Annotated in this window: 17 protein-coding genes, 1 pseudogene and 1 other annotated feature; of the genes and pseudogenes, 3 read left to right on the top strand and 15 right to left on the bottom strand. The window is 34.4% G+C overall.

Annotated features, from left to right (window positions below):
- Positions 1-133 precede the first annotated feature (133 nt).
- The 10 genes from J7E77_RS10305 to J7E77_RS10265 all read right to left on the bottom strand — a co-directional run bounded on the left by J7E77_RS10305 (position 134) and on the right by J7E77_RS10265 (position 7,757).
- Positions 134-1,840 carry a 2-isopropylmalate synthase gene (locus tag J7E77_RS10305; RefSeq protein ID WP_214713999.1) on the bottom strand — a complete coding sequence of 569 codons (1,707 nt, stop codon included), beginning with the start codon at positions 1,838-1,840 and terminating at the stop codon, positions 134-136.
- A 69-nt stretch (positions 1,841-1,909) separates the two neighbouring features.
- Positions 1,910-2,153, bottom strand: a binding site (T-box leader).
- 360 nt (positions 2,154-2,513) lie between these two features.
- Positions 2,514-2,732: a helix-turn-helix domain-containing protein gene (locus J7E77_RS10300; RefSeq protein WP_214713997.1), complete on the bottom strand. Its 219-nt coding sequence runs from the start codon at positions 2,730-2,732 to the stop codon at positions 2,514-2,516.
- A 10-nt stretch (positions 2,733-2,742) separates the two neighbouring features.
- Positions 2,743-3,222, bottom strand: a complete 480-nt coding sequence (locus J7E77_RS10295; RefSeq protein ID WP_214713995.1) for a DUF2975 domain-containing protein — start codon at positions 3,220-3,222, stop codon at positions 2,743-2,745.
- A 10-nt stretch (positions 3,223-3,232) separates the two neighbouring features.
- Positions 3,233-3,715 carry a DUF2975 domain-containing protein gene (locus J7E77_RS10290; protein ID WP_214713993.1) on the bottom strand — a complete coding sequence of 161 codons (483 nt, stop codon included), beginning with the start codon at positions 3,713-3,715 and terminating at the stop codon, positions 3,233-3,235.
- Positions 3,716-4,243: 528 nt separating this feature from the next.
- Positions 4,244-4,381, bottom strand: a complete 138-nt coding sequence (locus J7E77_RS31420) for a hypothetical protein (RefSeq protein ID WP_308160513.1) — start codon at positions 4,379-4,381, stop codon at positions 4,244-4,246.
- A 225-nt stretch (positions 4,382-4,606) separates the two neighbouring features.
- On the bottom strand, positions 4,607-4,732 hold the full coding sequence (locus tag J7E77_RS31415) for a hypothetical protein (protein WP_308160512.1): 126 nt from the start codon (positions 4,730-4,732) through the stop codon (positions 4,607-4,609).
- 166 nt (positions 4,733-4,898) lie between these two features.
- Entirely contained in the window at positions 4,899-5,336 is a 438-nt protein-coding gene (locus tag J7E77_RS10280) for a VOC family protein (RefSeq protein ID WP_214713992.1), read from the bottom strand.
- A 1,084-nt stretch (positions 5,337-6,420) separates the two neighbouring features.
- A complete protein-coding gene (locus J7E77_RS10275) occupies positions 6,421-6,942 on the bottom strand; it encodes a GNAT family N-acetyltransferase (protein WP_214713990.1) in 522 nt (173 codons plus the stop codon).
- 262 nt (positions 6,943-7,204) lie between these two features.
- Positions 7,205-7,429 (bottom strand): hypothetical protein, encoded by a 225-nt coding sequence (locus tag J7E77_RS10270; RefSeq protein WP_214713988.1) that lies wholly within the window; start codon positions 7,427-7,429, stop codon positions 7,205-7,207.
- A 100-nt stretch (positions 7,430-7,529) separates the two neighbouring features.
- Positions 7,530-7,757, bottom strand: coding sequence for a hypothetical protein (locus J7E77_RS10265; protein WP_214713986.1), 228 nt, complete (start codon positions 7,755-7,757; stop codon positions 7,530-7,532).
- Between the two features lie 213 nt (positions 7,758-7,970).
- Here J7E77_RS10265 and J7E77_RS10260 point away from each other — a divergent pair, with 213 nt between their 5' ends.
- On the top strand, positions 7,971-8,222 hold the full coding sequence (locus J7E77_RS10260) for a hypothetical protein (RefSeq protein ID WP_214714106.1): 252 nt from the start codon (positions 7,971-7,973) through the stop codon (positions 8,220-8,222).
- Positions 8,223-8,454: 232 nt separating this feature from the next.
- On the opposite strand, the gene J7E77_RS31160 is transcribed toward J7E77_RS10260, so the two are convergent.
- From J7E77_RS31160 to J7E77_RS10240, 5 genes and pseudogenes are all read right to left on the bottom strand, one after another.
- The gene (locus J7E77_RS31160; protein ID WP_256942356.1) at positions 8,455-8,586 is read right to left on the bottom strand and encodes a hypothetical protein; all 132 of its coding nucleotides are present in this window, start codon (positions 8,584-8,586) and stop codon (positions 8,455-8,457) included.
- Positions 8,587-8,934: 348 nt separating this feature from the next.
- Positions 8,935-9,612 (bottom strand): hypothetical protein, encoded by a 678-nt coding sequence (locus tag J7E77_RS10255; RefSeq protein ID WP_214713984.1) that lies wholly within the window; start codon positions 9,610-9,612, stop codon positions 8,935-8,937.
- A gap of 229 nt (positions 9,613-9,841) precedes the next feature.
- A pseudogene (locus J7E77_RS10250) lies at positions 9,842-10,099 on the bottom strand (TrmB family transcriptional regulator); the annotation flags it as partial.
- A gap of 311 nt (positions 10,100-10,410) precedes the next feature.
- Entirely contained in the window at positions 10,411-10,788 is a 378-nt protein-coding gene (locus tag J7E77_RS10245) for a hotdog family protein (protein ID WP_214713980.1), read from the bottom strand.
- Between the two features lie 100 nt (positions 10,789-10,888).
- On the bottom strand, positions 10,889-11,542 hold the full coding sequence (locus tag J7E77_RS10240; RefSeq protein WP_308160508.1) for a DMT family transporter: 654 nt from the start codon (positions 11,540-11,542) through the stop codon (positions 10,889-10,891).
- 217 nt (positions 11,543-11,759) lie between these two features.
- Between J7E77_RS10240 and J7E77_RS10235 the strand changes: the two genes are divergently transcribed.
- Positions 11,760-12,638 carry a LysR family transcriptional regulator gene (locus J7E77_RS10235; RefSeq protein WP_251028035.1) on the top strand — a complete coding sequence of 293 codons (879 nt, stop codon included), beginning with the start codon at positions 11,760-11,762 and terminating at the stop codon, positions 12,636-12,638.
- A 270-nt stretch (positions 12,639-12,908) separates the two neighbouring features.
- Positions 12,909-13,121, top strand: a complete 213-nt coding sequence (locus J7E77_RS10230) for a hypothetical protein (protein WP_214713978.1) — start codon at positions 12,909-12,911, stop codon at positions 13,119-13,121.
- The last annotated feature ends 153 nt before the right edge of the window (positions 13,122-13,274 follow it).

Here is a 13,274-nt window from a genome sequence, read left to right as displayed (position 1 = left end):
CAACATTTTTCAGTAGAAATTACATAGAAATCGCTATATAGCAACAAAAAATGCCTCATAATATAATTTGATAGACATTTCACCTTACATTTTTTTTTGTTTGCAATAGGTAACGGAACCCGTTAATATTTTTCTACTTATTTTTTGAATGGATAAATTCTTTTTCAACAGGAAGTTGTAAGCTGGATACCATGTTGTTAACTGCACTAAACAGAGCTTTTACTGAGGAGGTCATAATATCAGTATCAATTCCGCAGCCCCAATATACAGCACCATTCTTTGCGGTAATTCCTACATAAGATACAGCGTTTGATCCTGAACCTATTTCCAGCGCATGCTGCTTATAGACCAAATCTGTATAATCCATACCCAGTTGGGTTTGAAGAGCGTTGCTGACAGCATCAAGTCTTCCATTTCCCACACCAGTAAATTTATGTTCTTCATTATTCATCCGGATCGATACAATCGTTTCGTAATATCCATTTTGAGTGTATTTATAACTGATTAATTCGATAGGGGTGTTAATATTTACATATTCATTGATGAAAATGTCATAGATTTCATTGGGCATAAGTTCCTTGTGCTTATGATCTGAAACATTTTTCACACTATATCCAAAGCTCTCACGCATTTCGGTAGGTAGATCAATTCCATACTTTCGCTGAAGGATATAACCGATTCCTCCCTTACCGGATTGACTGTTAATTCGGATGATATCTCCTTCATATTCTCTTCCAATATCCATCGGATCAATTAATAGATAAGGTACAGTCCAATACTTACGTTCTTCTTCCTCTCGCCATTTCATACCTTTGGCAATGGCATCTTGATGGGAACCTGAAAATGCAGTAAAGACAAGTTCACCGCCATATGGGTGTCTTTCGTGAACCTTCATTCTTGTTAATTTTTCATATTTGGAAATAATAGTAGGGATATCTTCAAAATTCAGCTTGGGATCTACCCCGTGGGAATACATGTTTAATGCAAGCGTTACGATGTCCACGTTCCCTGTTCTTTCTCCATTTCCGAACAATGTTCCTTCGACTCTTTGCGCTCCGGCAAGCATTCCTAGCTCTGCATCTGCTACCCCAGTTCCTCTGTCATTGTGTGGATGAAGTGATAGGATTACATTATCTCGGTAGCTCAGATTGTCACTCATATACTCAATTTGACTTGCGTAAACGTGAGGCATGGACATTGATACCGTAACTGGTAGGTTGATAATTACATTGTTATCAGCTGTCGGCTGCCAAATATCAAGTACCTTGTTGCAAATTTCAAGCGCAAACTCCACTTCTGTACCCGTGAAGCTTTCAGGAGAATACTGAAATTGGAAATTCCCTTCGGTTTCAGCAGCATATTTCTTTAGTATTTTTGCTCCAGTTACAGCAATATTAATAATTTCTTTCTTAGATTTTCTAAATACTTGCTCACGCTGTGCCATAGATGTGGAATTGTACAAGTGCACCACTGCTTTATTCGCACCCTGTAACGCTTCAAATGTTTTTTTGATAATATGTTCTCTTGACTGTGTTAAAACTTGAATTTTCACATCATCCGGAATCAAATTTTCTTCAATTAATGTACGTAAAAAAGCAAATTCGGTTTCCGAGGCAGCTGGAAAACCTACTTCAATTTCCTTGAAACCTACTTGTAAAAGCAACTGAAAATATTCTAACTTTTCCTCTAGACTCATCGGGACGACCAAAGCCTGATTCCCATCACGTAGATCAACACTACACCAGGTAGGAGCTTCTGTAATATACTCCTTCTCTGTCCATTTCAAGCATTGCACTGTGGGCATAAAGTAACCTCTAGAATATTTATCGATATTTTTCATCCGACTCCCACCTTTTCATTTGTAATTGTTAGTTTATTTAAAATAAAAAAAGCCCCGTCTCTATAAAAATATAGAGACGAGGCATTGCTCGCGGTACCACTCTAATTGATTAATCATAATAATATTAACCCACTCATTTTCAGTGGCAATCACCACCTATCTACATAACGGTAGAAAACCGACATCCCCTACTGATTAAGTTCAGGGAGTAGCTCTTGGATGAGTTCAAAGGCTATAACTACCGATTCTCACCAACCATCGGCTCTCTAACAAGTTTATAAATCCTTTTACTATTTCCAATCTTTGCTTATTATTTAATTAAATACGATAATATATCGATAAACTCGAGTTGTCAATACTAAATTTACTGAAAATAAAGATTAATATGAATTTATATTCCTTCTTTAAAAGATAAACCCCTATATTATAAACCTCTTTTTAAAGTATTCTGCCCTTTAGTTGAAGAAGAAAAGGGGATACGTCGCCGTTTAACGGGTTCCGTTTTGAGGTGCAAACATAGCAAATCACATCATATATTTTGTCACTAATATCAATGCAATTCTCAATGGAATTCTCTGAGTAAATAACATCAATAAACGCAAAGAAGGGATAGCTTAATGGCTATCCCTTAAATTCTCTAACGACTTCCGTTAAATAAATTTGTTGTCTGTTTTTATTGAGTGTCTTCGTCGCTTTTGTACTCCAAAATATCACCTGGCTGACAATCCAAAGTCTTACATATCGCTTCTAATGTTGAAAAACGAACCGCCTTTGCTTTCCCATTTTTCAGAATGGAAAGATTAGCCATAGTAATTCCAACCCTTTCCGAAAGCTCCGTTACGCTCATTTTTCGTTTTGCTAACATCACATCAATATTAATAATCATTGCCATATCCTCCACCTCAGACCGTCAAATCATTTTCTGATTTAATGTTAATCGCTTCTTGTAGAAGCCGTTGGAGGATAGCAGCAAAAACGGCGATAACCAACGAAGCAAAAATGATGATGAGTCCTAATAATCCAATAGGAGGGTCAACTTTCTTCGCTATAAAACGAAAGAGTGGCAGACCTAATACATACAAACCACTGATTGTAAACGCACAGCACTTTATGTTCTTTAACGCCTTTACAGATAATTCCGAGAACGCTGTGTTCTCGTCAATGTACCGTAAAAGATTGAAAGCCTGATAGAGAGCAACGTAAAAAGGTACAGCCGCTCCATACATCACGATGAAAACGAGATATTTCATCGGGGCAATAGTTGGATACATTCTTGCTGCGAAATTCGCCATAGGGGGCACTAAAAATATACATAAAGCAAGAACCAGTAGTCCTATACTAAAAACAGCTATTTTTAAAAACAATGTTGTGACTTCTCTCAAAATAAACACCTCACATTTTTATTTCATTTTTTTCTAGGAAATTTTTAATTGGTTTTTGAAGTACGTCCACAATGGCTGCGATGATGCTTGTTGCCAAAATGCCCATTAGACTTAGTGATATTGGACCTGCTGCGTCGTCACCTGTAACTTTAGAAAGCACCTTTAAGATTACTATCCCTAACACAATGAAGAAAATGACTGTAAAAACACATTTTTTTATAACCTTCAAAGAATTAAGGGATAATTCAGAGAAAGCATTGTTTTTTTCGATATAGGTTAATAGTTTAAATGCTTGATACAACGCAACAGAAAACGTAATACAGAATCCATATGCACATACTAAAAAGGGGATTAGGAAATAAGCCGTATCTGGATGTACCTTTGCGTCTTTAATGGCTATTTCAGGCAAACAAATACATAAAGCAAGCACTGCAATTCCAGCCAGAAAAATAATTACCTTTAAGAAAGTGGTTGAGCCTCGTTTAACATTCATTTAATACACCTCACTTATTTAATGACAACTGATTTTAGCATATTATTTATCGTTTAACAATAAATTAGTATTGTTTTTTATTATATTATTATCATTATTAAAATATCCTTTTAATTATGACAAAAATAAAAAGCATTTCTCATTACAAAGAAATGCTCTTACTTTAAAATGTTATATTTACAACTTGTTCTACAAAACTTCCAAATAGTTTCTTCTGCGAATTTCCACTACTTTGGGTTTTCTTGGGTTTAAAAAACTCCATATCTGTTCCTCCTTCATAATTCACAGTAAAAATCACATGATAATTCACAGTAAAATTCACACTGTACAATAATTATTTCCATATTCGAGAATTGGTGTGCGAAATCCTACTTGAATTTTAATAAAAATATCAAAGAGTGTAGTAATTTCAAGGAAAGAAAAAACGTGAATTCGTGTGTGAATTCACGTTAAAAATGTATTGTGAAATTGATTTTTGCACCCCAAAAGAGAACCCGTTAGTCGCCGTTCCGCCATCTTTTAATTACTTCACTTAAAATCGTCAGGTACCCACGTAGCAATATGGTCCCCTGGAGTAGCAACTATCAGCCATTCTTCTCCTGTATATCCAGCACCATCTCCAACTTGCCAACATTCATAAAAATTGTGGTGACCGTTTACAAACATCGTTAATCCACATTGGAAAACGATAAAAAGGTGCGGGACAGAGTTACCTAATTTAATGTCAACAACTTTGTCCCTGCGTAATTTGAAAACTAAATTGTATTCCTATTCCTCAGTTAATTCCTCCATTTCATCCTCTGAACTAGGATAATTTTTCATTCCATTGGGTAAAACTGTCCATTTTGACTCGATGTTAATCCAAAGGTCATCTGGTTCTTGATTAGTTGTTTAATGCATAAATCGAATAAAAATTGCTCCTGCTCCAACACCGAATTTTACTCCATCTAATTGACTACCAATAAATAAATGTTGAAGAGCCCTTTCGGCAAATTGCTTTTCTCCAACGTCCAACATTCTCACCTCTTCCTGAAAACACTTATTTTCCTATAATTCAACACACCTCAACTACTATCCTTCTTGAGCTAACCTGCCCCGTTAGCACAATAAGAAAAGCTGCCACAATTGGCAGCTCTGATCTTTCGCTAAAGCACCCGATAGTTTAAGAAGAAGTCTTTAATATTTATCTGATTTGCTCCGCCAACTCTAAAATAATTCCCTCTGGACCACGAACGTAGCATAACTTATAACTTTCTTCATATTGCTGTATCTCACTAAAGATTTCCGTGCCCTTCTTTTTCAATTTTGCAACAATAGCTTCAATATCTTCAACAGCAAAGCAAATATGTCGGATACCCAGCGTATTTGCAAAAGGCTGCTGAATATCTTTTTCATCTGACGGCGTATAAAATTTGACTAGCTCTATCCATGCCTGACCATCTGGCATCCCCAATCCTACACAGGCCGTTTTAACATCATTAAGCCCAACTATTCTATCCAACTGTTCTCCATCCAATTCCCATTCCGCTTGCACTTCAAGTCCTAAATCAAGAAAAAACGCTTTAGCCTCTGAAAGATCATTTACGTTTATACTCACATGATCTATTCTATTGATCTTCATATCTCATACCTCCTCCTCCTATGTTCCTGTTATTTCAATACCTGTATTCGCGTAAGGTTTGTTTGTAATTCTAATTCGCTTAAAACAGAAAATATCCTTCTTCATACAGATAGGTAGGGGTTTGAAGTTATCGCTCCCTTTTCCCCCCGTCCACACCAGTACGTGCAGCTTTCACCGCATACGGGTCTAGTGGCTATCCCTCCATGTTGATTAGAACTTCATTGGTACTGTTCCACCACTTTCACTGATATAAAGATAAGTTATACAGCCGCTACTCTCACTAATCATGCAAGGCAAATCTTTATCGGTTAATAAGGTTCTTGTGAGACTAATAGAGGTTCACCTCCTACGGGAGGCACCGACTTATTGAAACGGAAGAATTGAGACACGGATGATGTTGTGAACTCCAACGTTTCTCTGGGAGTAAGCCCTCCACGTTATCAGCTTACAATGTTGAATTATATCTATTATAGAATGAACTTAGGTGCTTCCTGTAAGCCTGTTAGCATTCATACGCCTGTAACGTATCATGGATTTTCATATTAGTTATTTTTACTCACCCACATCTAACCTCACAATTTGGTGACATACACATTTCTATGTATTGCAGGTTTAGACCCGTACATTCAGAAGTTCGTCAGCTTAGCCTTTTACTTTTAGACTTTATTTGCATTCTCACCATATTCATTCAACTCAAGCATCATGAATTACACCACTCCATCGAGTAGGCTTTCGGCAGCCGAACTGCTACGGTAATTTCTCACGCCTTTTTGCCGAGCTTATAACACTATCATTCTTACTAATTCCAGTGCTATTCGACTAAGAGAGAACCCTTCAGGGCGTTACCCCATCATTTGATTCTTCGATATAATCCTTCAGTTCCGATAGGAACTGTCTAGCCTTTACCAGAGAAATGTGACCATCCTCCATTTAAGCTAGAAACATTTCGCACAACTATCCTGCTTCGTTAGTTCAACAAGAAAAAAGACCGCCGCCGCGACCTTCATCTATAACTATTGCACCCGTTAGTTTAAGTGAATTACTTCACGATATCCTCTAAAATCATCATTTCTGCAATATTTTTTTAATTACTTATTAAAAACCTTTTCATAACCAATCCAGTAAACAGGGTCTCCCCTAAAACAAAGGTAATTGTTTCCACTTGTTTAAAGTGGTTTTTTCGATAAAAAGAAATTGCACCATTATTTTTTTCCCATACCGCAAGCCAAAGTGACCCTTTATCTAATTGTTTTGCTATTTCAATAGCTTTATCAAGCATTTGTTGACCGAATCCTCGTTGTTGAAATTCATCTAATACATAAATTCTTTCAATCTCTACACTGTCCTTGTCATAAATCTTACTTTGAGCTTTTTCAGTATTTAATTTAAGATAACCAACTAGCTTTTCATCATCAAACATAAGATAGAAAAGAGAATCAGAATTAGTTAACTGTTCCGTTAATGCTTCATCTGATAATGAATTTCGAATATATAAAGATATATCTTTCTCTGTATTATCTTCACCATATGTATCCGCAAACGTTTTTACAGAAATCCCCTTAAGTGTTTCAATATCCTCTAAACCACATTTTTTAAAATGAATCAAAACATCTCTACCTCCTTATTTCTTTATTCATAATAAAAGATTATTTCTATTTTAACATTTTATTTTTCTATTCAATGGCAGCAGAATATAAAAGAAACTAATATAACAATGAAATATATTAATATAACAGGTTATTTCACAAACCTGCGTCGTTAATACAATAAGAAAAAGAGTTGCACCAACAACCCTTTGTTTAACTCTAGCACCCAGTTAGTTTAAGTACATTTCTTCACATACATAAGAGAAGGATGACAAAATTGGCTTAATTTAAGAGAACGACTAAGCCAAGAAGGAAATATAATATAGCCCCAATTCTTTTCCCCTTTGAGTCTTTATTTTCAATAATCATGGCAACACAGAATATCGTGAAGAGAGCAAATCCCACAAAGCGTAATTTATCAGCAAACGGTCCAGCCTTTTCTAAAATTAATACAATAATCGAAATGACAGTTAGCGAAATATAAAACCAATTGTTTTTATTATTCATTGCTTATCTCCCCTTGAACCAATTCTTCTCACCTGTTATATTCGATTTTTTCAATTACAAATCCTCCTAAAGCTAACCTGCTTACGTTAGTTGAAGAACACTATTTATTTGGCAATGGACTTTCAGGGCGTTTAGGACAGTAATTACAGTAAGTGTCACTACATTTAGATTCAGTCCAGTAATTACATTTAGGACAAAAATAAGCATCAAAATCTTCATAGTAAACTAAATTAAATTTACAATTAGAACAACAACGGTCTTCATCAATATGACCATCAATTTCAAAGTCATCAATTATTACTTTGTCATCTTTTTCTTCTATTTTCATAAGTCCTCCTTTAATTTCACTATTGCACCCGTTAGTTGAAGAAGGTGGATAGTTAGGTTTTAGGGTGAAGTCGATTATCAAACATTCCGTATTTTACTATAACAAATCATAATGTTTTTAATTTTTTACACAACTTTAACATCAATAATTATACGATTAATGGTATAATTATTGAAAAGGCTTACAATCGTTGGAGTTTGAGGTGAATAAAAAATGGATTTCTATGAAAAGTTACCTGATGAGTTATTAATTCGTTTTTACTATGAAATTATTAATAATATTGAAAAAGGTATTCTTACGAAAAATATGTATTATGAAATAGGTATAATTATTTCTGTTGCTAATCGGAGAGGAATTTCCTTAGACCAACCTTCTGATTTTAATGAAGTGATTAATCAGCAAGCCTTAAATGATTTATTACAATCAGAACAAGTTGGTACAAGGTGTAGTTCTCAGATTGCCTAGCCCTTATTTGTTTAATGTTATAATTTAACTAAATTTACTTCCATAAATATAAACTGACTTTTAATTATAAAAATGGGTGCTGCCAGATAAGGTAACACCTTTTTTTGCCCATCTTTTTGGTAAAGCACCCGTTAGCTGAAGAAGAAAATCAACACATCTCTTATATCTATGTCATTTTTTCCGTCAACAACTACCCTTTATAAAACAACTTCTAAAGGAAGCTCTCTTTATATTAAAACCACAATCTTTTATGATAATCATATTCAGAGATATCGTAATTCTCTTCTCTTTCTTTTTTTGGGGTACACTCTTCACAAGGTTCTTCCGACTGGTTATGTTCACATTGTTCTAATAAAAGTTCCATTGTTTGTATCCCCTCTCCTATTTCTTACTATCCATATTAATGGAAGCGGTTACATTTATCAGGTGCTTTTTATTGGAAAATAATTAATCGTGTTATTAGATTTGTGAGGAAATAAGAGTGAAACAATCATAAAATTTTTCTGTTTTTGAATCTGGTAATTTGGACAGTTCCGTCAATCTCTTTGATTCCCTCATAAGCCTTCCTATTCCAATCCCTTTAAATAGGCTTTTCTAAACATAATATGAAAATCCGAATTTTCTCCGAAATATCGCTTAAAGCCTTCTAAAACTTTTTCTTTAATTATTAAACAATCGCACCCGTTAGCTTAAGTACAATTATTCACAAACTTTATTTGTAGGGCTGAAAATCCACTGATTTTGCTTGATACATTTTGTCACGATATACATAAGTAATAATAACTTCACCAATAGAGTGTGCTGGAGAAACTTGAGCAGCTAACCTAGCGATAAGGTGATTGTTTTCTACTTCATATTTAATAATGCCTCCAAAAAATATATCTTTAAATACATTCTCAGGCTTGATACCTACTGGACTTATATCTACAACATAATGCTTGTCTCCAATACTTATTTTCGCTTCAGTTGGTGTTAACCTAGTTTTCGCATTTTTCAATACTACTGCAAGAGGGTTATCAACAAGCACCTCGCCAAATCGATTATAATCTGTTTCAAAAACATAAACTTCTTCTAATAAAACACCAGTACCATAACCTTTGTTCAATATTATGATTAACTCCTTATTTCCATCTCTGTTTATGTCCTCATATATAATTTGTGGGGCATAAGAAGGGTTACTAGCAACGCTTAACCAAAAAGGTCTTGAGGCAATACTTCCCTTAAAGTCAATTTTGAAGTCATAATATAAACCATCGATTTTCTTGGCATACATAGTTATATTATCCTTACTTGACTTTGCAACCATATCATATCCTTTAATCGTTGCCCCTGCTTTATTAGGGGCAATTACAAGAAGTAATGCCATTATAAAAATAACGTATCTTTTCATTAGTTCAACACCTCATTATAGTGTTCCCTAAGATGTTTTCTGATTCAACTAAACTCCCCCGTTAGCACAACAACAAAAAAGGATTGCCGCAGCAATCCTTCCTGAACTCAAGCACCCGATAGTTTAAGTACAATATTTCACAATCTTTCTTCTGTAGTAAAAAAATTGCAAGATGTTCGAGGTCTTTGCACCAGAACCTCTTTCTTTAATAATGGTTTTTAAAAAATTATTCGAAGTTATTACGTAGTCGATTGATTAATTCTTTTGCTGGTAAAGGTACATAAGTCAAAGGTACAAGAGACGCTGTATAAACGGCTCCTTTTTTTAATAATTTTGCCACTACTTCATATATCATTGACCTAGGTACGCCTGACCTTTTACTTATCTCATATCCAGATATAGGAAAGTCCTTTAAAATTTCTGTATATACTTGGAGCTCATATTGCGAAAATCCTAATTTCTGAAGCTCTTTATAAATTTTCTCCATAAAACCCCTCTTATTAGCAAATCTAATAAGCTGATTTTGCCATTTTCTCTTTTAACCTTTATTACTTCAAGCAAAATGTTTCATTTTTGAACAATATCTCTATACTCAAACTTGTTCATCAATTTCAATAAAATAATGATCCTTACAATGAGACACTGCCTTTATGAATGTAAACAATAAATCCTACTAAGTTCATTTTATCGTTTCTTATTCCACTAACTATGCCCCGTATGTTGAAGAGGAAAAGGCTGCCGATGTAGCCTTAACTTGTTTAACTCTAGCCTCCGTTAGTTGAAGAAATTATAAAGATTTTAAAGTATTACACCTGAAAAATTCCCTTTTAATACTTCTTTTTCATTCTGATTTTTACATAAAAAGGATGCAATGATAGCTGTTCTATTATTTTCTTGCCTTTCGTATTTTTCAATTTTCACTACACAAATTATTGTATCTCCTGTAAACACAGGTCTTAAAAACTCAAAATTCATAGTGCGAGCCAGTACGTTGTTATCTCCACCTACTTTTGTTGGTAGAGTTGCCGTTAATAACCCTTGAATGACAAGTCTTCCTTGTTCATCTTGAGTTATATGATGAATCCCTTCATCACCTGAAATCTCTGTAAATAATTCAACATCCCTTACTGTAAAAGTCCGTTCAAACGTAATTACATCTCCTACTTTTAACACCAAATTTGTCTCCCCTTTGCTATATTTCTATATATTTGGAAATATATTTCCAATATTTAATCAGTAATTACCTCTTATCACTAGTCGACCAATTAAAAGTAGGCTACTGAGGGTTAGGGTTAGGGTTAGGCTTAGGTTTTGAATTTATAGAATATTTTCTTTTGTTTTTAGATGTGGAATTTGCTACGAATACACCAACTAAAATGAACAAAGCACCCAAATATTCTTGGAACATTATAATTTCATGTATAAAGATAAACGCAAATATTGCTGTAAAAACAGGTTCTAGTGAAAAAAGAAAACCTACGCTTTCAGGTGTGGTGTACTTCTGAGCAATTGGCTGCATAACAAAACCATATGCAGAGCAAATGAACGCAAGACCAAGTATAGCAATCCAATCAATCATGCCATGTGGTAAAACTGGTGTTTCTAAGATAAACGTTCCTATCGTTGCATACAGAGCAGCAAATCCTAGTTGAAAGATAGCTAGTTGCAAGGCATCTACTTCTTTTACAAAATGGTTTGTTACGATAATATGGATTGCATAAAGTAATGCAGCTACAAGACAGTATAGTGAGCCAATTGAAATAGAGAAATCATCTTTGATAGTAAGTAGTCCTAACCCAACTGAGACAATTATCATTCCATATATTATTTTTTTACTCGGTAGTTTTCGTGTAATAAACATTTGTAAAACTGGTACCAAGATAACAGTTCTTGTGGAATATTGCTGCCAAAATGATAAATGCAATTCCACATCGTAACAACCCCAAGTTTCATAAATATATACGATGTTCCCCAAGCCATAGAAACAGTAGCTAAAATCAAGTTTGCTTGTTTTTGTGTCATAATTGTTAGCCCTAACCTTTCATCTATTTATTTAAGATTGAATTTATGGTATCATCTGTATTTGTATTAGTAAAACGAATATTTATAATAGATATATAAGTAATTCTAATGTAAAGGAGCTAGTAATGATGAACTCTTATTATGCATTTATCAAAGCTATAGAAACAGGGAGTTTTACCAAAGCAGCTGAAGAACTTGGCTATACTCAATCCGCCATTAGCCAAATGGTGCAGTCATTAGAGGAAGAACTTTCTACTACCCTTATTCTACGCTCTCGTACAGGTATTACCCTAACACCAGATGGCGAGGAATTTTTGCCATTTATTAAGAATATTTGCAATTCACATAGAGAACTGCTTGAGAAGAAAAAAGAGATGGTAGGTCTACAAAGTGGGCTGATTCGAATTGGCACATTTTCTAGTGTTGCATGTAATTGGCTACCTGGATTGATGAAAGATTTTAAGGATCGGTACCCAAGTGTTCATTTTGAATTACATCAAGGCGACTATACAAGTATCTCCAATTGGATTAAAGAAGGAACTGTAGACTTTGGCTTTGTGAATCCAGAGGCTGTAACAAAGCTAACGACCATTCCTTTGCAAGAAGATGAAATGTTAGCTGTATTGCCAAAAGAACATCCTTTATCAACGCACAACATAGTCTCATTGAAAGATTTAACGAAGGAATCTTATATTCTTTTAGATGAAGGAGGACTAAGTGAACCATTAATGATTTTTAAACAAAACAAATTTGAACCTAATATACAATTCCAAGTTTATGATGATTATGCGATTATGTCCATGATTGAAAAAGGACTTGGCATTTCTATTTTACCGAAACTTGTCTTAAGCAGATGCCCGTATAATATTGAAACGAAGTCAATCTCTCCCCCTGTTGTTCGTACAATCAGTTTGGCATACAAGGATAAAAAGGTATTGCCAATAGCAAGTAGATACTTTATCGACTTTATCATTGACAAGTATGGTAGTGGTATAAGAACTTAAATTAAACTTGATGGCACTTCATAATTTAGAAATATATTACCACTCAAAATGTAAAAAGATGAGTAAAAGACATTCTTTGGAGGAGTGTCTCTTTTTGTTATCACTTAATAAACTAAATCAAAAACCTTATTCCACTAACCTGCCCCGTTAGTTGAACAAGAAGTACACAATATCCTCGAACTGTGCATTAAGTTCTTCCGAAGATTTCCCATAGTTAGTCATTAAGATAATTCTGATAAAATAGGTATTATTTATTAATTTGGAGGCAACATGACTGACTTAGAAGGACAACCGACGACTACTTTATTGGCCCAACTAACTTATAGCCCTTTATATATCATCACTGTAATAATGGCTCTTGGAGTACTTATTTTCTTAAGAAGTGAAAAAGGTTGCTTAATGTTTTTGAGTAGAATTTGGGCTGTGGGTCATATAATTATTTACTTACTAGCTATTTACTTTAATTTAACAAACCCTAATTAATGCACAGTTTAAGTCAAATACGCATTAAGCGTTTTTTCTTATTCAAGCAAACTGCATACGTTAGTGGAACAAGAAAAAGAGCCGCAGCTACGACTCTTTGTTAAACTAAAGCACCCTTTAATTCAATAAGCGATGAATAAGTTGCAAAAAGTG

This window comes from Bacillus sp. ISL-77, from assembly GCF_018613105.1.
The sequence above is the reverse complement of the archived record's forward strand: the minus strand, read 5'-3'. Positions and strand labels throughout refer to the sequence as shown.